The sequence below is a fragment of the Rothia amarae genome, from assembly GCF_014705945.2.
Taxonomy (GTDB): Bacteria; Actinomycetota; Actinomycetes; order Actinomycetales; family Micrococcaceae; genus Rothia; species Rothia amarae.
Window position 1 is genome coordinate 56895 of the sequence record NZ_CP061538.1, and the last position, 18453, is coordinate 75347.

Consider the following 18453-nt stretch of genomic DNA (forward strand, 5'->3'; position numbering starts at 1 on the left):
CCTCTGAGGTAAAACAGCAAAGACCCCCTCGCAGTGAGGGGGTCTTTGCTGTATAAAAACGTGGCGACCTTAGTCGAATTGAACGGATTGGCGCATATGTTTCAACGCCGAGGCAAGGGCATTAGCCTCTTTAGCGTTGAGACCAGCCATGACCACGGTATCCATGAGATCGGTATGAATAGCTCGCGCATTCATGTAGTGCTTGTATCCTGCATCGGTAATGAATACGCCTTTGCCTCGTCGGTCCTCTTTTACCGGTATGCGGTCAACCCAGCCGAGGTGAATGAGACGCTCAATCTGATACGTCAGGCGGGAAGGGGAAACGCTTAAGTCTGCAGCGATTTCTCCCATGCGCACCACCTGCGGCGGATCGCTCTGAATACCGCCTTGGGTGAGCACTGTGAGAATGTTGAAATCATCGAGCTTGATGTTCGCCTGTTTACGCAGAACTTTATCGAGGTATGAGGCGATGCCGTTATATGTTTGCACGTACAGGTGCCAAAGATCTGAATTCGTAGAGGGGAATTCAGCACGAGGGGAAGAATGTGAGTTCGACATGGGTGCTTTTAGCCCTCCTGGAATAGATGGCTATCCCGTCATTTGAGTGGTTAACAAACCTATTCAACAACTACACCTTGCCGATTTATAGACAGGTGTAGTCATTTGATTCATCTAGAATGTTCTCAAATTAGGGTTGTATATGCAACCAGAGGGTGGGGGCAATCCCCATTACTAGACGAACCTCACCCTTCTGCCACATCTGAATCAGAGATTCTTGAGTAGCTGCTCAAATGGAGTAACAGTAAGCTCTTTCAATCCTGGTGATTTGTGTTTGTGCTCCTGACGGGACTGTTTCTCCACGGCAATCCCAAAGAAGTCACCACTATTCACCCCGTCTAGATCATCAAAAATTTCCTCTGATGCGGGGTCAACCGGGGCTGTTTCTATCTCTGATGTACCCTCTTTAGTCAGAGCCGTCTGCGAACCTAATTTCCACGCCAGCATTTGCGCCAGCTCTGCTCCCGCGCGATTGATTCTGCCCTGCAAAGACGTATCAGAACCAAAATCGTCGGTTGCAACAAATACCCCGGTCGGCACCACATGAGCTTTGAAATAGCCAAAAAGCGGGCGCAGTGCAGTATCAATCATCAGGGAATGACGCGCGGTGCCACCCGTCGCGGCAACTAAAACTGGTTTGCCGACCATCGCCTCGTCGTCCACCAGATCCCAGAAACTCTTGAAAAGCCCGGTGTAAGTAGCTTTGAAGGTAGGGGTGACGGTAATGACCGCATCTGCCTCGGTGAGAGCATCCAGCGCTGTAGCAAGCTCACCCATAGGAAAGCCAGTGAGGTAATGGTTAGTGATGTCTTTGGCAAGACTGCGCAAGTGAACGGGCGTGGTCTCGACCGAGATGCCCAATATATCCAAACTCTCCTGGGTTGCATCGCTGAGCAGTTCACCCAGTAAAGCGGTGGATGACGGTTCAGACAGGCCTGCGGTAATCGTGAGGATTTTTATGGGTTTCATGATGAACTCCTCATCATAGATTCAACTAGTTTTTGGAAGGCTGGTTGGCAGGTGCATCATGTCCGCCCCCAGCAATGGGAGCCTTACCTGCGCGGGCGCGCTCCACCATCAGCTGGTGAGTAGGAGCATCAGGAACATTTGCCGGGCGGTTTTTAGCAAACTCCTCGCGCAAAACCGGAACGACCTCTTCGCCGAGCATATCGAGTTGCTTGAGAACTTCCTTCTGTGGCAACCCTGCATGATCCATGAGGAAAAGCTGGCGCTGGTAATCACCGGCATGCTCGCGGAATGAGAGAGTCTTCTCAATCACCTGCTGCGGTGAACCCACGGTCAACGGGGTCTGTTCAGTGAACTCTTCCAGTGAAGGTCCGCCACCATATACCGGAGCATTGTCAAAATAGGGGCGGAATTTACGCACCGCATCCTGAGAATTCTTATCCATAAACACCTGACCGCCCAAGCCGACGTATGCCTCCTCAGCCTTGCCATGACCATAGTGCTCGTAGCGCTCGCGGTAGAGGTTAATCATCTGCTCGGTGTGCTCTTTGTTCCAGAAGATGTTGTTGTGAAAGAAGCCGTCGCCGTAGTAGGCGGCCTGTTCAGCGATTTCGGGAGTGCGGATGGAGCCGTGCCATACGAAGGGGGCGACGTCATCCAGCGGCTGAGGGGTAACAGTAAAGCCGTTGAGCGGGGTACGGAAGTGGCCCTCCCAGTTCACTCGCTCTTCATGCCAGAGGCGGTAGAGCAGGTTGTAATTTTCGATGGCGAGGTTGACGCCTTGGCGGATGTCTTTACCGAACCAGGGGTAGACGGGGCCGGTGTTGCCGCGACCCAGCATGAGATCCATGCGACCATCGGTGAGATGCTGAAGGGTGCCGTAGTCTTCAGCAATACGCACTGGGTCTGTGGTGGTGATGAGTGTGGTTGAGGTAGAGAGCAGGATTTTTTCAGTCTGCGCTGCAATGTAGGCAAGCGTGGTGGTGGGGGAGGAGGCGATAAAGGGCGGGTTGTGGTGTTGCCCGACGGCAAAGACGTCTAGTCCTACCTCTTCGGCGTGTTTTGCCATCTCGACGATGTTTTTCTGACGTTCGTATTCTGTAGGGGTTTTGCCGGTGGTGGGGTCGCGGGTGATATCGGTAACGGTGAAGATTCCGAACTGCATGTTCATGATGTTCCTTAGGATTGTATGGTCTTCGTGTATGTCTTTATCCTATGTCTAAATACTTTCTATATAAAGTATTGATTTCGAAAGTATTAGGGAGATGGGGTGCAAAAAATCGTCATTTTTGAACAACTCATCCGAGAATTTCAAAATGAAAGCTTTTAATTCGTATCCTGGAAGAAAGGTTTATAAGTGATGAAAACGGTGAGGAAACCGTAATGGACATTAAATACAGCACCGAGGCTCGTTCCGTAGGAGCAGCCCGCAACGGGCGAGCCTACCTCACCGACGGCACCTTAGAAATAGAGATGGGCTTGGCCAAAGAACTCGGAGGAACCGGTGAGGGTGCCAACCCTGAGCAACTTTTCGCTCTGGGGTACGCCACCTGTTTTCATCAGGCGGTCAAAATTGTAGCTGAGCGCCGCAAACTCGACGCCACAGCGTCCTCGGTGCAGGCGCGCATCAACTTTGGAATCGATTCCGAAGACTTTTTTGCACTTTCGGTTCTCATTGACGTATCGCTGCCCTATGTGGAAATGGACCTCGCCCGCGAAGCTGCGGTGGAAGCCCACGAAATGTGCCCCTATTCGCGAGCAACTCGCGGAAATATCGACGTCATCGTGAACGTGGTGGAGGAGTAAGTGCGGAGCTGGCTTGCCTGATGAAGAAGGTGGCGCCCTCTATGTAAAGGATCACAACACCTGGATTGTCATCAAGGCGAATGCAGACCACACCCCCGTGGCTGGTGCCAAGGCGGTTCGTTCTGAATGGCTAGGAACCTCAGCTTTGTATCAAAATCGTGGAACCTGGATCCAATCCACCCAGTGGACACATGAAAGCTGGGATGGGTTCCCGTCAGAAATCGCTGCTCTGGGTGTTCCGGTTGCTGAAGCTGAAACGGTGGTAGAGAACGAGGTAACTTACCAGGTGCAGAAGTTTGAGCACGGTTCTATCAAGTGGGAAGCTACTACCAACCGATTGGCTCCTAGTGCCGCAGATGCCGTTATTTCTCTTGATGCGGATGCCAAGGTAGCTGTAAATCAGTGGTACGCCACCCATCCCGAGGCACACTAAACGATTGAGGGCTCTGCCCTGAATTCATTTTCAAAAACACACGAACTGCCCAAAATACATGCTTCTTAGCTGTATATTTGGGCAGTTCGTGTGTTTTCGAAAGTGAACCAAAAAGGGACTAACCCTTAATTGACGTTAGTTAGCCTGAGGCTTGTACCAATCTACGTTGGCAATCCACCATTGCTCGAGAATTTCTTTGGCGTCGGCGTCCAAAGAAATGACGGCGTTCTTCACCTCTTCAGTTTGTGTGGCCAGACGGCTTGAAGGAACTTCCCACTTGATAGAGCCGTGCTCGAAGCGCTGGGTTTGATAGGTCACGCCATTTTCCACTACGGTTTCAGCCTCAGCCACAGGTACACCGAGGGTGGCAGTCTCTTCTGGGTATCCGTTCCAGTCACCGTGTTCCCACTCGGTTGACTGGGTCCAGGTTCCACGGTCTTGCCCCAACGCTGAGGTTCCTAGCCATTGAGAACGAACTGCCTTGGCTCCTGCAACGGGGGTATGGTCTGCATTCGCCTTGATGATAATCCAGGTGTTGTGGTCTTGTACGTAAAGAGCGCCCCCTTCTTCACCGGGCAAACCGGGGTAGTCAGTGTAGGTTGCTTTGGACCAATCCACTGTGGCAGGATCCTGCAAATCCCATGCAGGTTCATGGTCGATGTAACCCTGCTTGAGAATCTTTAGATCCGCATCATTGCGTAGTACGTATTTAAAAGAAGCGGTGTACGAAGGGTTTACTTCCAAGGTTGTTCCTTCGGAAGGGTGGAAAGTGTTAGACGTGTAACCACTTTCACGGTTGTAGTAGTAAACGCCTAACTTGCCGAAGAATTCAGGATTCTTAACGTATTCGTCAAAGAGAGCCTGAGACATCTCTGTTGCCTGGCCATCGTTAGAGTTGAAGACAAAGAGAGTATCTCCAATATCTTCTACATACAGGTGGTCATTGATTTGCTGAAAATTACCAGTGAACGTATACCACGGTGATTCTTTAGCTAGAACCTTAGCGCCTTCAATGTTGATGGATGTGGTGGGATACATCGGCTTGCCGTCGTAGGAGCTAATCTTTGCAGTGTCAAAGGTATAAGTACCGCCAGAAAATTCTTGAGTAGTCACCGTGCCGTGTGTCACGGGAGCAGCAATGGGGTAGCCCATCTCGGAATAGAGTGCGTCGATTCCTCGAACCTTAATGAAAGGCACCTCAAAAGCAGTAGCACCAGCCTTAGGGGTACCGTTGGCATCAGCAGCAATCACATATGCGGTGGTATCAGTCATCAACACCAAAGCCTGGTTTTTTTCAACGTAGGTTGCCTTGGACCAATCCAGCTGTGTGGGATCGGTAGGCTCTGCAGGAGTTTCTGGAACAGCGTCAAAGCACTTACCGGAAGTCGCACGATCCTTCTTCCACTGAACACCTTCAGTCGAATTGAGGTCAATGGAAGATCCTGCTTTAGACTTAGCCGAGTCTGCGACGACGACTAGGTGGCGGGTGGTGCCGTCCCAAGTAGTCACGATAGGGCCGCAGTAGGTGTTGTTCCAGGAATCCCCTTCTAGGGCGCCGAACTTTGCGATGCCGCCGGCGTTTTCGAAGGCTTTAGCTTTGTCGGCTCCGGTGAGGGCTTTGACGCCGTTGCGGGTGTTCCAGGTGATAAGACCCTTCTCGAAGAGCTGTTCACAGCCTTTGCCTTTGACGCAGTTTTCTTTGGTGAGGGGTTGACCGAATGTGGTGGGGTTGGTTTGCCAGTATTTGGTGATGCCGGCGTTGGGGTTCATGTAGATGCTGGTTTCGGCGGCGTGGGCGATGCCTGGTGCTGCGCTGATGAGCATGGTGGCGGTGATGAGGGTGGTGGCGGTGATGAGGGTGGTGCTGAGTTTTTTGAGGGGTTTCATGTGGGGTGCGTCTCCTGGTGCGAGTGGGTGTTTACCCCCTCATAAAGGGGCTTTTATCTCTAAACCTAGGAAACTTTTCGGGGATTTTTTGTACATCTGTGACGAATCAGAAGGATGTCCTCTTAAGGAGCTACGAAATTCAACTACTTATGCGCGGAGTTAACGCGCACTTTCCTTCTCCCTCGCGTAAGCCAACAGTGACCGCACTTCAGCCTTGGCTGCGCTCGTCAACGCCTTGTTATCTCGCAACATTTGCTCAGAACGCAATCGAATAAACTCCAAATATTCGGGCTTTCCGGTTTTCTCAAAGCCTTCTTTCGACGTATAAAGATCATGAAAATCTTTCGCCGCCTGACGTTGTAAAACCCAGCGCCCCCACATCACAATCAGCGCACACACCAATGCCACGAGCGTGCCCCAGCCGTGCGTCCAGACATACAACAGCGCGGCAACCACCATTAACCCGGTGACGATAGGCGCAACCGACACAATGAATACCCCTTCATTCTGGCGGTCCTTATCGAGGGTGCGCTGCCCCACCTGGATAAAAGTTTCCTTAAAAGTGGGCTTCTGCGCGTCGGGTTTACTGTTCATCAAGGAGCACCCGGTCAATAAACTCGTAGGTTTTCTCTACTACATGTCCGGTGGCAGCGCGGACGTCCTCAGGGGAATAAGAGAATGACGCCGCGTGGTCTGCCATGCGGTGCATTTCAAGGTCATTCCATGAGTCGCCAATAGTGAAAACTTCGGGGTGGTTGTGCGCAAACTGCTGTTCTAGGAGCATCTCTAATCCGGAGCCCTTAGTACTGTTCTTGGGCACAATATCGAGGAAGTCCAGGTTACGGTGACAGTCGAGTTCGCTCCCGAATTCATCGAGGATCCATTCAAAAATCTCTGCGCGCACGTTAGGGTCGGGTGACCAAATGGGAACACCCACATATTCATGCTGAGGAATATACTGCGGATCCAGAGATTCGAAAGCCGGTAGAATATTAGAAACGCCGCCTACCCGATTCACCAGTTCAAAATCTTGGTCAAGAGTTGTGGCAAAAACAGCCACATTATCCATGGCAGACAGCCGTTCATAGACCTTCTCCACAATGCTCAGTGGGAGCGTTTTCTTTTCTAAAATATTGAAATCTCGATCGCAAATAACAGCACCGGTGTAGAGAACAAAGTAATCAAACGCTATGTCGTAAGGTTCAAGCGCTACCTTGGTGGCAAAAATACTCTTGCCCGTATTGCATACGGCAAGATGTCCGGCGTCCTGCCACTTGCGGATTGCCCCGATATTCGCCTCTTCAATTTCGCGGTTGAAGACGAGCGTGCCGTCAAGATCGAATGACATGAGCTTCTGCATGGGTTCCTCTCCAATTGAAGTGGTTCTCTGGAAAGTTTGGTCAATTTTTGGGCGTTTTGACACTCAAAATACTCAAAAATTGACCAAACTTTCAGGCCATTGCTGTTTCCAGTCTATGGTGCCAGGATGCCGAGCCAGTAGCCCAGGATGCCCACGGCAAACATGCCGAAGATAATCCAGATGGCATTGACCTTTTTACGCAACAGCCACATGCACAAGAAGGTCAGTAGCAGAGCGAGCATGCCGGGTAGAAGCGAATCCAGAATCGACTGAACCGTGGTGGTAACTTCTTTGCCCGTTTGGTCGGTATAGCTCGACAGCTGGAAGGGCACGTTGATGGAAGTCCATTTGGAGACCAGCGAGCCCATCACAAACAGACCAACAATGGACGCTATCTGCGTGAATCGACGTAGCGTATTGCCCCCTACCTCAGAGACAATTTCAACGCCCTTTTCGTAGCCAACCTTGAAACCGTACCAACGGGTTGCCATGCGGATAATCATGAGTCCAAAGAAGAAAAGTAGGGGTCCAAGAATATTGCCCGAGAGAGCGATAGAAGCACCCAGAGCCGCAAGAACTGGACGCGCAGTACCCCAAAAAATCGGATCACCCACACCTGCCAGCGGTCCCATGAGGCCAACTTTTACGTTGGTGATAGCAGCTTCATCAATGTCTTCGCCGGCAGCCTTTTGGCGTTCCATAGCGGCTGTTACGCCGAGAATGGGGGACGCAATCCAGGGCTGGGTATTGAAGAACTCAAGGTGGCGACTCAGTGCCGCCGCCTGGTCTTCTTTCGTGGTGTAGAAGCGCTTGATTGCCGGAATCATGGAGACAGCAAAGCCGATTGCCTGCATGCGCTCGAAGTTAAAGGAGCCCAGTAGGAAAGTGGAGCGCACATACGTGGAAGCGTAATCACGTTTGGTGAGCTGCAAAGCCGGGTGCTCGGGGTGGGTAGGATCAATTTCGGTAGCGGCAACGCTAGCAGGCTGAGTATTTTCAACAGTCATGGTGTTCTCCTACTCGAGTTCGTTATCGAGATCGTTGGGAGCGCCAGCGGTTGCCGGCGCCGGAGCAACAATAGAATCGTGGAATGCGGGGTTGAGCTGGACGTAGATGACCGCAAGGCATGCGCCCATGATGCCCAAACCGACCAGGTTGAGGTCGGGAATGAATGCTGCCAGCACAAAGCCGAGGAAGAAGAAGGGCATGAGTGCTTTAGCGCGCATCATGTTGATGACCATGGCGTAACCAACCACCACGATGAAGCCACCAGCGACTTGGAGGCCCCCGGTAATGACTTCGGGAATGGCGTCGAGCCAGGTCTGCACAATATGGGTTCCGGCAACTGCAGCGACGGCGGCGGTGGGGATAGCCACGCGCAGGCCCTGCAGGGCAAGGCCAGAGAAGTGCATGAGCTCTACGCCTCTGAAGTTAGCGTTCGCAGCAAATCTGTCTGCCTGGTGCTGGAAGAACACGGTGATGGTTCGCACGAAAATGGTGAGTACCTGACCGGCTGCTGCCAAAGGAACTGCCAGAGCAATACCTTCGCCAATGGACTGGTGGCCTTCGATAACAACCAATGCAGCAATGGTTGATGCCAGCGCGGCGTCGGGCGCCATAGCCGCACCTACGTTCATCCAGCCCAAAGCAATGAGTTCGAGGCTACCGCCGAGGATAATGCCGGTCTGCAAATCGCCCAAAACCAGCCCCATGAGGGTACAGGCAACAATCGGGCGGTGGAACTGGCGCTCATCCAGAACCGAAGCCATACCGCAGACCAACGCCACGAGAATGACCAAAATAAATTCGAGAGGGCTCATGAGAGCAGGCCTTTCTCTTTGAGTTTCTTCATCATGTCTTCTCGCGAGCTATTAGGTACCTGTTGGATCACCATTTTGATGCCGCGATGGGCAAGTTCTTGGTAGGCGGCAATGTCTTCGTCTGAGGCATATACAGCTTCCGAAATCTGCTTCATGCCGGTTTTGAACGTCACGCCGCCTACGTTAATTTCTTTGACTTCCACGCCCTCATCAAGCAGGCGCAGAACGTCTTGGGGGCTTTCCACCACAATCATGGTTTTCATGCCCGTGTACTTAGGGTTGTTGTAGACTCTGCCGGTCTTGGCAATATCGAGCACGTTGGTTTTCACGTGTGAGGGAGCAACCTGCAACAGCAGAGTCTTCCGCAACTTGTCTTGAGCGGCGGAATCGGAGGCAGCAATCAGAGTTTGCGGCGCGACGTCGTTGACCCAGCTACCGGCAACCTGCCCGTGAATCAGGCGGGAGTCGATGCGCAAGAACGTGACGTTCATATGCCCGCCGGGAACCGCATTGGCGGACGGCGTGGGAGCGGGGGCAGCGAGCGCGCTCGGTGCTGACGTATCTGCAGACGCCTGAGCGGGATTAGTTGGCGGGTTCATAATCTGCTGGAAACTACGAATACCCTTGGTTCCCGCTTTGACTGCCTTTGCGGAAAGAGACTCCACGGTGGCGTTCTTTCGGCCGGCTGCACTAATTACCTCAATCAGCATGGGAACATTGACTCCCGAAACGACGTCGGTGTTCTCACGCTCGGCGGCGAATCGTGCAGCGGCGTTATAGGGGCTTCCACCAAAAAGATCGACGAGAAGCAAAACGCCTTCGTCTGCAGGTTGAGCTTGAACAATGCGTTCATATTTCTCGATGAGATCTTCTGGACCTTCACCCGGCATAAAGGTAACCGGGGTGACGTTAGAAAAATCTCCGAGAATCATTTTGGCTGTGGCAAGGAGGGGCGCTGCCGCTTCTCCATGGGTTGCCACGATGATAGAGACCATAGGTGGTCCTCTCAGCTGTGGTTTTTAACTGAATGCGTGAGTGTGACTCAACCTATAATTTACTCGCGTGAACGGCAGCTCGATTCTTTCTAGAGCAAGTCTTTCCCTTAAAAATTATTTGACCTCAACTTACCGATGTTTATTTGAAAGATTTATAAGAGACCAACTAAGCACAGCAACGGTGAACTAACCTTCTCGTCTGGCTCGCTAGCGCTCGCAAAGACGATTCATGCCAGACCCAGCCAGTTCACCTTACTGCTGTGCTTAGCTGGCTTATATCTCTCAGCTAAACTCAACCTACTCAGCGAGCGAGAAATCCTTCGCCAAACGAGCAATATGAATGGTTAGATAGGTCAGCTCATCTTGAGTTAACTCTTGATTGAGCTGCATCTCCAGCAAAAGATAAACCTTCTGGGCGCATCTGAATGCGCGGGGATACGACGTCTTGACCGCCTCTAGTAGCGTGGCAGAACCGGCGTCCTGAAAAGGTCCCGAACCGCCTTTTTCGGTGCGCACAAAGAGGTAGCGCAGGTGGGCTACAAAACGTGCTGCGCTCATAGACGATTGGTCGATAGAGCCGCCATACACCGAAGAAATAAGATCAAAAATCTGCGTGAAGATTTCGGTCATCCGGTAGGTCTGCGACATGTCGGTGACAGCAAATTGCGAGTTCACCAGGTGCAACGCCAGCGGGATTGCTTCACCGGCAGGCAGAGTCACGCCTGTTTTTTCGCCGACGAGTGCCAGCGCGTTCTGCCCAAATTCCACTTCCCGCGGGTAGAGCTGGGAAACCTCCAGCGCCAGCGGATATTCCACGGTGACTCCCTCGCGGGCGCGAATCATTGCAAAGTTCAGGTGATCGGCTAGAGGAATGACGAACGAATGAGAAATGGAGAACTTGCCGCTTTCTTTAACCCGCGACTCTAATTCGATAGCAATCGCCAGAATATCAGAGGGAATCTCTGAAAGGGACCAGGTGAGCCGTTCCTCGGACTCGCCCTTCTCGGGCACAAAAGTTTGTTCAACCCGTGAAGGGTCAATCATGTCCCCTTTACGCTTGCCAAAGGCGAGACCCCGCCCAATGACTACGGTTTGCTCACCGGAGAAAGTAGTAGCTAGAGCCACGTTGTTGTTATAGATGCGGGAAATACGCAACGAGCCCTCACTTTCTCCTTTAAACTAACGCCCTTAAACTTCTAGTTTAGTCCAGGGAGTCCTTTATAGATGTCTCATTATTTGTACAAGGGGAGCTTATGGCATTCGTTTCTAATAGCATGGTCGGAGTCGTTTTTATGTTTCATCATTTGGTGCATCACACACTAGAGAAGAGAAAAATATGAGTGTAGTCCCGCCGTCCACCCAAAAAGCAGGGTTTGGGGGAATCATCGTCGTTACAGCTCTGATGCTGTTCTCTATGTTCTTCGGCGCCGGTAACCTGATCTTCCCGCCGATGCTCGGCGCACAGTCGGGGGAGAATTTTGCCCCCGCGCTCATTGGCTTTCTGGTCACGGGTGTAGCACTGCCCCTCCTCGCTATCTTTGCGCTCGTGCGCAGTGGTTCAGACCTGACCGCGCTCGCTAGCCGCGGTGGAAAAGTGTTCGCTTTCCTCTTTCCAGTTCTGGTCTACTTAGCAATCGGTGCGTTCTACGCGGTTCCCCGTACTGCCACCGTGAGCTACGCGCTGTTCATTACGCCGGTTTTCGGTATCGATAGCCAGCTGGCGCTTGTGATTTATTCATTGGTTTTCTTTGCTATCTCTTTGGCAATTTGCCTGAACCCCAGCAATATCGTGGACACTCTGGGGAAGTACCTGACTCCGGCGCTCGTTATTCTTCTGTTCCTGCTGGTTATTGTTTCTTTCTTCAAGTTGCATGGCACTCCCGCGCCCGCTATTGAGGAGTATCAGGGCGCACCTTTGGTCAGCGGCTTCCTGCAGGGGTACTTCACTATGGACTCGCTGGCTGGTCTTGCATTCGGCATCATTCTGATTTCATCCCTTCAGTTCAAGGGCCTCACTAAAGAAAACGGTCTGACCAAGGGTATTACCTATTCAGCACTGATCGCCGGCTTGCTTCTTGCTTTGATTTACATTGGTCTGGCTTGGATTGGCCACTCCATTGAAAATGGGCAGGGTTATGAGGACGGCGCAGCGTTGCTTTCTTCTGCGGCGCAGCAGACCCTGGGCACTCCAGGTCTATTCATCCTCGGACTGATTGTTGTTCTTGCCTGCTTGACCACCGCCGTCGGGCTACTGAGTTCCACTTCAGAATTCTTTGAGCGGCTGTTCCCCAAGATTACTTACCGCCGTTGGTTGATCGTGTTTACGCTGATTTCTTTCTCGGTCTCCATCATGGGCCTAGCAACGGTTTTGGCTATCGCCGGTCCGATTCTCGGGTTCCTCTACCCCTCAGCTATTACTTTGATTGCGCTGACCCTGCTGGAGCCTGTGCTTGATAAGCCCTTGGGTAAGCGCCTGGAATACACCTTCCGCTTTGCGCTAGTCGTATCGGTAATCTGGGCAGCTCTTGCCACGCTCAACTCGGTGGGCTGGGGTAGCTCGGTCATTGAGCCGCTGATTGGTTGGACACCCGGTCACGAGCTCGACCTCGGCTGGATAGTTCCCACTGTGGCAGCGGCTGTGATCGGATATATCGTGGATGCTGTCAAGAAATCTCCTGAAAAAGACGTGAAGAATACGACCATCTAAAGTTTTCTTACCCTATTAAAACCAAGCGGCCCCAGCAGAGTTTTCTGCCGGGGTCGCTTGATATGCGCTCAAAGTTAAAGAAGAGAGGCTCATGCCGGGGGGAACCACAACCACCGACATGAGCCCGTCTAAGGTGAACTGCGAGTAATCTCAGCAGTTCTTTGTCTCGCATACACCCTTTCGAGTGTAGTAGTAAACAACGTGATAACTATACCTCTAGAACACTTGAAGGTACAAGTTTTATTAGAAAATTATTTGATTTATACCCATTGGTAACCCTAAAAGGTATTTTCTAAAAAATGTATTAGTTAAGTATCTGTATGAAAAGATTATTATTTATAATGAGGCTTATTCAAAAGTCCTCCCAGCCGCATAAAACACCAACCCCCGAACCACCGCAAACACCCGCCCATACACGCTCAGCGGCCGCCGGAAACCTGTATGCAAAACCCGCCACGTCTTGACCTGCGCGATAACCCGCTCCACCACCGATCGGCGTGAATTAATGAACCTGTTCACCACCTTCACATCTGCAGGCATCCTGCGGGCTTTGCTGCGTCTTACTGGGGTGGCCAGCCCCAACCCGATGTAACCCTTATCAGCCAAAGTGCTCTCATCAAGATATCTTTCCAAGCCATGATGCTTGAAGGCATAGGCATCATGCCTAGCGCCAGGGACCGGGTCAGTGATGGCCAGTAGTTTCCCGCCCAGGGTGCAAATCACTTGATGGTTGAAACCGGCTCGTTTATGCTTACCAGAAAAGTTTGTTTTTCCTAGTGAACGCCAGTTCCAGGTGGGAATTAGGGTGCCGTCGATAACCAGTGAACCAGGGATTTTCAGGCTGTTTTCTATAGACTGTTCTAGCGGCCTGAGGGCTTTCTCAAGTGCTTTTTCAACGGTGTTGAGGGTCCGTGAGATGGTGGGCTGGGAGGTGTTGAAGATTTCTGCGAGGAGTTCTTCGGTGAGGTTGTGTCGGTGGTAGAAAAGGGTGACTTTAAGACCCTGGGCCAGGGTTAGTGCTGGTGGTCTTCCGCCTGGTTTTGCCCAGGTGATATGAGAGGTGAGGGCTGTCAGTAGCGTGGTGAATTGCTGAGGTGTGAGCCCTGTTGTACGCTGGTGGAGCAACGGTTCTTCCGGTATGGCTTGAGGTTATTTGTAGTGATTTAATCCTCTTATTTTTGCCGCTGGTGGGGCCGTTGTCTAGTTGGTGGGGTGTGGGTGTGTTCCTACTTTTGAATAAGCCTCGATCTTTAGCTTTCTGAGGTTCTTTATTTCTTTGCCACTTGCTCCCGAACAGCTCGCGTGGCCTCCACCAAATTCACTAGTGAGGCGCGGGTTTCTTCGTATCCGCGCGTCTTCAATCCGCAATCTGGGTTACTCCAGAGGTGGTCGGGCGCAACGCTGTCTACTGCCTGTTCGAGCAAACTGCGGATTTTCTCCACCGATGGGACGCGCGGAGAATGAATATCCCAGACGCCCGGGCCGATGCCCCGGTCGAAAGTTGCCGGGAGATCCTCAAGCAGCTCCAAGCGAGAACGTGCCGCCTCAATGGAAGTGACATCTGCATTCAAACCGTCAATCGCTTCAAAGACCTCATTGAATTCTGAATAGCACAGGTGGGTATGAATCTGAGTAGAGTCAGCCACCTGTGAGGTAGCTAGACGGAACGACCCTACTGACCATTTCAGGTACTCCGGTTGCTCTGCCGCGCGGAGGGGCAAAAGTTCACGGAGCGCTGGCTCATCTACCTGAATAATCTTGATTCCTGCTTTTTCCAAGTCAGCGATTTCATCCGCCAATGCCAGCGCTACCTGATGGGCGGTCTCAACCCGCGGCTGATCGTCCCGTACAAAAGACCACGCCAGAATAGTCACCGGGCCGGTCAACATACCTTTCACCGGTTTTTCGGTGAGCGAATCTGCGTAGGAAATCCACGGAACGGTGAATGCCGAACCTTCCAACCCTTCGCCGCTGCGCTTGACGTCGCCCCACAAAATAGAAGGACGAGTGCAACGCGAACCGTAGGACTGCACCCAGCCATGCACCGTGGTATCAAAACCCTCAAAATTCTCTGCGAAGTACTGCACCATATCGTTACGTTCTGCCTCGCCGTGAACCAGTACATCTAGCCCAATTTCCTCTTGCAACGCGATAACCGAGGCAATCTCCTCGCGCAAGAAACCGTCAAACTCACTTTCGGTGATAGTGCCCGCCCGGAACGCCGCGCGTTGCTTGCGAATGTCAGAAGTCTGCGGAAAAGAGCCGATAGTGGTGGTAGGAATCTGCGGGAGATTCAGGAAAGCCTGAGCTTGCTGGCGCTCGCTTGTGGTCGGGCGCTCAAAAGCACCGCTCTGCGCGGTGACTTCTTGGACACGCTCCCGGATAGCTTGAACTCGAACACCCTCGGACTTCTCGCGCTGGGCAAGGGCATCTGAAGCGGTAGCTATCTCTGCCGCAACAGCATCTTCACCCTCCAACACTGCCCGCGCTAGGGTAAGCACCTCGACTACCTTCTGGTCGGCAAAAGCCAACCAGCTTTTGAGGTCTTCGCGCAGACTTTCTTCTAAATTCAGGTCATGGGGAACGTGTTGTAGGGAGGTTGAAGTAGCGATAGAGATACCCTTCAACCCCTCAAGTTCCTTCAGCGTTTGCCGCAAATCCGTACGCCAAATATTACGACCGCTGACGGCGCCTACCACCAGATGCAGACCGTTCTGCTCTGCAAGTTGCTGCAGACGGTCACTGTAATCGGCAGAAACACTATCCACATGCAAAGCCTCAATTCCCGACTGCGCTAGCGGTTCAAGGTTCTGCGCTAAATCACCGTAGGGGGAAGTGACAAACAGTGCAGGACGCCGCGAGTGCGCGCTCAAACGACCGTAGGTACTAGACACCAATTCGGACAGACGGGCGGCGTCAATGTGCTGATGGTCCGCCACCAGTGCAGGCTCATCGAACTGTACCCATTGCATACCCCTCTCGGTGAGCTGAGTCAGAAGCTCCTCATAAACCGCCAGCAAATCGTCGAGACGAGAAAGAGGCTCGAAGTCTGGTGCTGTGCCGTCCTCAGCTTTCGCCAACGCCAAAAAAGTAATCGGACCTACAATCTGCGGGCGCACACGCACGCCCTGCTCCTTAGCAATATCAAGCTGAGCGAACAACTCCTCAGGATTCAACTCAAACGAAGTCTGCGCCCCAACCTCGGGCACAAGGTAGTGGTAGTTCGTGTCAAACCACTTAGTCATTTCCAACGCAGGCTGATCCTGGGTGCCACGCGCCAAGTCGAAATACCCCTCCAACGGTAGGATGCCGCGCTCATCCAGGGCATCGGCAAAACGGGAAGGAACCGCGTTGACCAAACGAAGCGTATCGAGTACCTGATCGTAGTGAGAGAACGACGCCGGAATCGCGTAGTCAGCGTTCAAACCGAGTTCGGTGAGGCGGGCAAGGTTAACTTTTTGAACCTCAGCCACCTGCGCATCTAGCTCACTGCGGTTCGCAGTCCCCTTCCAAAAAGCCTCCACTGCTTTCTTAAGTTCGCGGTGGCGACCAATGCGAGGGTAACCAACAATAGTTGCTGCAGGAAAATTCTGGACTGACATGAAAAGTGACCTTTCAGGAAGATAATGAAAAAGTGTTAAGCGGAAGCAGACACGGACGCGTATTCGGCGTCTGACGTAGAAAAATGCGACGGCTGAGAAGATTTCAGAGGACTAAAATAGCGCGACGTATAGGGAGCGATATCGAGATGCTCCAGCACATCGAGGACGGCGCGGTGCTCGTTGAAAGTGTAAAAATGCAAACCACTGGCACCAGAATCTAGCGCTGCTTTACACTGATGCAACGCATACTCCACCCCAATCTTGTGGCGCTCCGCCTTGTTATCGGCATTCTCTAACGCACTGGCAAGATCCAGCGGAATAGCCAACCCCGCCAACTCGCACAGCCGAATGAGACGGCGCAACGACGTCACCGGCATAATGCCCGGAATAATAGGCAAATTCACCCCGGCAGTCTGCGCCGCATCCAACAGTCCCTGAAAACGAGCGTTATCAAAGTAAACCTGCGTGATAGCAAAATCAGCACCCGCACGTTGCTTAGCCAGCAAAATCTCAATATCTTGAAGAAGCGATACCGACTCCGGGTGCTTCTGCGGATAAGCAGCCACCCCAATCGACAGCTTTCCACCGGCAAAATGCGCAAAATCTTCACGTTCCACCCGGCGAATAAGCTCCACTAAGTAGCGCGCAAACGGAAGCTCCAGAGCATCAGGGGAAACCCCCGCCGGAATATCACCGCGCAAAGCCAACAAGCCCCGCACGCCTAAACCCACAATGAGGCGCACAGCGTGTTCCAGTTCCCCCACTGAATGCCCCACGCACGTCAAATGCGCCAACGGAGTCAGCTTGGTTTCGTGCACCAGATAATCAAGCAAAGCGAGAGTCTGTTGCTTACGCTCGGCAGTACCGGAATAAGTCACCGAAACATAGTCAGGGGAAGTAGCCGAAAGCTCGTCAATGGTTTGCAACAAAGAGTCACGACTTTCCACAGACCGTGGAGGGTAAAGCTCATAAGACAGAGCCGTATGAGGTGCCATAGAGGGCATTTCCTTTCGATGGATTCGCCCGATAGATACACGCCCACCCCTTTATAGGGGAGGAACGAACGTATAGAAAAGCAGAAAGCTAATTCTTCTATCGGTCCTGGCGGGAGCACCTTCTCCCGATTGCTCGGGCGAGGTTGCTGCAGCGTCGTAGAGCCAGATCTCTCGGCCGCTCTTGATAGATAACAGAATCAATATAAATGGGCGCATCACGGGCTCACAAGCGAAAACGCCTAGATGTGCCTATGTAACTTCGTGTAGTGAATATGTCTAGGTAGCGTCATATTAAGTTATGTGAAAGCAGGGTGAGGACGAGCTATAAGTCGAGAACCTGGCGTAGCGGGAGGAAAGCTGGCTGGGTCTGGCGTGAATCGCCTTCCTGAGCGCTAGCGAAGCAGACGAGAGGGATTGCTTGCCGACGCTACGCCAGGTATCGGCAAATCGCGTGTTCTCAGCCGAGTTGTTCCGCTTTCCTGTGTTTAACCTATGCCCCCGGCAAGCAGTTACTTTGTAAGACCCAGAAACAAGCAAAACGTCAGATCCATAACACCCTCAAACGCTAGGCTTATACACATGAGCAGCAGAGCACACGAAATCGCCAAAAACCTCCCCACTCTCGAACACGTAGATGGTACGCCCATCCGCGCGCTCGTCGTCGACGACGAAGCCATGCTCGAAGAGTTAGTCAGCGTAGGTTTGCGCATGATTGGGTGGGATGTTAAATCGGCAGGAAACGGCCCCGATGCGCTCGCAGTAGCACGCGAGTGGCGTCCCGATGTTCTGGTGCTGGACATTATGATGCCCGGATTCGACGGCATCGAATTACTGAGCCGCGTGCGGAAACTTTACCCGCAGGTGCCCTGTCTTTTTCTCACCGCTAAAGACTCGGTCGACGACCGCATCGAAGGACTCGGCGCTGGCGCCGATGATTACGTGACCAAGCCTTTCTCTATGGAGGAGGTCATGATTCGCCTTCACCGCCTCGTACAGCGTTCAGGCGTTGTGGCAGCAGACGACGCCGAGCTGGTCGTCGGCGATCTCGTGCTGAATCAGGATACCCGTGAAGTGACCCGCGGTGGAGAAGACATCTCACTCACGGCAACGCAGTTCGACCTGTTGCGCTATCTCATGGAAAACCCTAAGCGAGTGGTCTCAAAATCTCAGATTCTCGATAACGTGTGGAACTACGATTTTGGCGGTCAAGCGAACATTGTGGAGCTCTATATCTCCTACTTGCGCAAGAAAATTGATGCAGGTCGAGAACCTATGATTCATACGGTTCGCGGTGCTGGTTACGTGATTAAGCCGGCTAACTAGC

General features: G+C 52.4%; 17 protein-coding genes and 1 riboswitch. Of the genes, 4 read left to right on the forward strand and 13 right to left on the reverse strand.

Going from position 1 to position 18453, the window contains the following annotated elements:
- Window positions 1–69 precede the first annotated feature (69 nt).
- The 3 genes from IDM48_RS00295 to IDM48_RS00305 form a co-directional block, all read right to left on the reverse strand.
- Complete coding sequence (locus IDM48_RS00295; protein ID WP_145175912.1) at window positions 70–558, reverse strand: MarR family winged helix-turn-helix transcriptional regulator; 489 nt, start codon at window positions 556–558, stop codon at window positions 70–72.
- A 207-nt stretch (window positions 559–765) separates the two neighbouring features.
- Window positions 766–1527, reverse strand: a complete 762-nt coding sequence (locus IDM48_RS00300) for a CE1759 family FMN reductase (protein ID WP_190617532.1) — start codon at window positions 1525–1527, stop codon at window positions 766–768.
- Window positions 1528–1552: 25 nt separating this feature from the next.
- Window positions 1553–2689, reverse strand: coding sequence for an LLM class flavin-dependent oxidoreductase (locus tag IDM48_RS00305; protein ID WP_190618543.1), 1137 nt, complete (start codon window positions 2687–2689; stop codon window positions 1553–1555).
- 218 nt (window positions 2690–2907) lie between these two features.
- Here IDM48_RS00305 and IDM48_RS00310 point away from each other — a divergent pair, with 218 nt between their 5' ends.
- Together IDM48_RS00310 and IDM48_RS00315 are read left to right on the forward strand one after the other, a co-directional pair.
- On the forward strand, window positions 2908–3330 hold the full coding sequence (locus IDM48_RS00310; RefSeq protein WP_190617534.1) for an Ohr family peroxiredoxin: 423 nt from the start codon (window positions 2908–2910) through the stop codon (window positions 3328–3330).
- A 13-nt stretch (window positions 3331–3343) separates the two neighbouring features.
- The gene (locus IDM48_RS00315) at window positions 3344–3763 is read left to right on the forward strand and encodes a hypothetical protein (protein ID WP_190617536.1); all 420 of its coding nucleotides are present in this window, start codon (window positions 3344–3346) and stop codon (window positions 3761–3763) included.
- 135 nt (window positions 3764–3898) lie between these two features.
- Here IDM48_RS00315 and IDM48_RS00320 read toward each other — a convergent pair whose 3' ends face one another.
- The 7 genes from IDM48_RS00320 to IDM48_RS00350 form a co-directional block, all read right to left on the reverse strand.
- Window positions 3899–5650: a hypothetical protein gene (locus IDM48_RS00320; RefSeq protein WP_190617538.1), complete on the reverse strand. Its 1752-nt coding sequence runs from the start codon at window positions 5648–5650 to the stop codon at window positions 3899–3901.
- A gap of 159 nt (window positions 5651–5809) precedes the next feature.
- Entirely contained in the window at window positions 5810–6244 is a 435-nt protein-coding gene (locus IDM48_RS00325; RefSeq protein ID WP_083147175.1) for a hypothetical protein, read from the reverse strand.
- Window positions 6234–7010, reverse strand: a complete 777-nt coding sequence (locus IDM48_RS00330; protein WP_190617540.1) for an HAD-IIB family hydrolase — start codon at window positions 7008–7010, stop codon at window positions 6234–6236. The genes IDM48_RS00325 and IDM48_RS00330 overlap by 11 nt, the downstream gene beginning before the upstream one ends.
- Window positions 7011–7123: 113 nt before the next feature.
- A complete protein-coding gene (locus IDM48_RS00335; RefSeq protein ID WP_190617542.1) occupies window positions 7124–8017 on the reverse strand; it encodes a PTS system mannose/fructose/sorbose family transporter subunit IID in 894 nt (297 codons plus the stop codon).
- Window positions 8018–8026: 9 nt separating this feature from the next.
- The gene (locus IDM48_RS00340) at window positions 8027–8830 is read right to left on the reverse strand and encodes a PTS mannose/fructose/sorbose transporter subunit IIC (protein ID WP_190617543.1); all 804 of its coding nucleotides are present in this window, start codon (window positions 8828–8830) and stop codon (window positions 8027–8029) included.
- Window positions 8827–9825, reverse strand: a complete 999-nt coding sequence (locus IDM48_RS00345; RefSeq protein WP_190617545.1) for a mannose/fructose/sorbose PTS transporter subunit IIA — start codon at window positions 9823–9825, stop codon at window positions 8827–8829. The genes IDM48_RS00340 and IDM48_RS00345 overlap by 4 nt, the downstream gene beginning before the upstream one ends.
- 297 nt (window positions 9826–10122) lie before the next feature.
- On the reverse strand, window positions 10123–10980 hold the full coding sequence (locus tag IDM48_RS00350; RefSeq protein ID WP_190617547.1) for a PRD domain-containing protein: 858 nt from the start codon (window positions 10978–10980) through the stop codon (window positions 10123–10125).
- A gap of 181 nt (window positions 10981–11161) precedes the next feature.
- Between IDM48_RS00350 and brnQ the strand changes: the two genes are divergently transcribed.
- Complete coding sequence (brnQ, locus tag IDM48_RS00355) at window positions 11162–12532, forward strand: branched-chain amino acid transport system II carrier protein (RefSeq protein WP_190617549.1); 1371 nt, start codon at window positions 11162–11164, stop codon at window positions 12530–12532.
- Window positions 12533–12880: 348 nt separating this feature from the next.
- On the opposite strand, the gene IDM48_RS00360 is transcribed toward brnQ, so the two are convergent.
- From IDM48_RS00360 to IDM48_RS00370, 3 genes are all read right to left on the reverse strand, one after another.
- Window positions 12881–13657: a transposase family protein gene (locus tag IDM48_RS00360; protein WP_087038209.1), complete on the reverse strand. Its 777-nt coding sequence runs from the start codon at window positions 13655–13657 to the stop codon at window positions 12881–12883.
- A gap of 143 nt (window positions 13658–13800) precedes the next feature.
- Entirely contained in the window at window positions 13801–16134 is a 2334-nt protein-coding gene (gene metE / locus IDM48_RS00365; protein WP_190617551.1) for a 5-methyltetrahydropteroyltriglutamate--homocysteine S-methyltransferase, read from the reverse strand.
- 35 nt (window positions 16135–16169) lie between these two features.
- The gene (locus IDM48_RS00370) at window positions 16170–17129 is read right to left on the reverse strand and encodes a methylenetetrahydrofolate reductase (RefSeq protein WP_068169778.1); all 960 of its coding nucleotides are present in this window, start codon (window positions 17127–17129) and stop codon (window positions 16170–16172) included.
- A 94-nt stretch (window positions 17130–17223) separates the two neighbouring features.
- Window positions 17224–17320: riboswitch (SAM riboswitch) on the reverse strand.
- Between the two features lie 388 nt (window positions 17321–17708).
- Between IDM48_RS00370 and IDM48_RS00375 the strand changes: the two genes are divergently transcribed.
- Window positions 17709–18452, forward strand: coding sequence for a response regulator transcription factor (locus IDM48_RS00375; protein ID WP_068169767.1), 744 nt, complete (start codon window positions 17709–17711; stop codon window positions 18450–18452).
- The last annotated feature ends 1 nt before the right edge of the window (window position 18453 follow it).

Bases quoted from the DNA above. Each gene is read 5' to 3' on its own strand.
- brnQ (WP_190617549.1), top strand. From the start codon at position 11,162: ATGAGTGTAGTCCCGCCGTCCACCCAAAAAGCAGGGTTTGGGGGAATC.
- IDM48_RS00325 (WP_083147175.1), bottom strand. From the start codon at position 6,244: ATGAACAGTAAACCCGACGCGCAGAAGCCCACTTTTAAGGAAACTTTT.
- IDM48_RS00310 (WP_190617534.1), top strand. From the start codon at position 2,908: ATGGACATTAAATACAGCACCGAGGCTCGTTCCGTAGGAGCAGCCCGC.
- IDM48_RS00345 (WP_190617545.1), bottom strand. From the start codon at position 9,825: ATGGTCTCTATCATCGTGGCAACCCATGGAGAAGCGGCAGCGCCCCTC.
- IDM48_RS00320 (WP_190617538.1), bottom strand. From the start codon at position 5,650: ATGAAACCCCTCAAAAAACTCAGCACCACCCTCATCACCGCCACCACC.
- IDM48_RS00375 (WP_068169767.1), top strand. From the start codon at position 17,709: ATGAGCAGCAGAGCACACGAAATCGCCAAAAACCTCCCCACTCTCGAA.
- IDM48_RS00335 (WP_190617542.1), bottom strand. From the start codon at position 8,017: ATGACTGTTGAAAATACTCAGCCTGCTAGCGTTGCCGCTACCGAAATT.
- IDM48_RS00340 (WP_190617543.1), bottom strand. From the start codon at position 8,830: ATGAGCCCTCTCGAATTTATTTTGGTCATTCTCGTGGCGTTGGTCTGC.
- IDM48_RS00295 (WP_145175912.1), bottom strand. From the start codon at position 558: ATGTCGAACTCACATTCTTCCCCTCGTGCTGAATTCCCCTCTACGAAT.
- IDM48_RS00370 (WP_068169778.1), bottom strand. From the start codon at position 17,129: ATGGCACCTCATACGGCTCTGTCTTATGAGCTTTACCCTCCACGGTCT.
- IDM48_RS00330 (WP_190617540.1), bottom strand. From the start codon at position 7,010: ATGCAGAAGCTCATGTCATTCGATCTTGACGGCACGCTCGTCTTCAAC.
- IDM48_RS00305 (WP_190618543.1), bottom strand. From the start codon at position 2,689: ATGCAGTTCGGAATCTTCACCGTTACCGATATCACCCGCGACCCCACC.
- metE (WP_190617551.1), bottom strand. From the start codon at position 16,134: ATGTCAGTCCAGAATTTTCCTGCAGCAACTATTGTTGGTTACCCTCGC.
- IDM48_RS00300 (WP_190617532.1), bottom strand. From the start codon at position 1,527: ATGAAACCCATAAAAATCCTCACGATTACCGCAGGCCTGTCTGAACCG.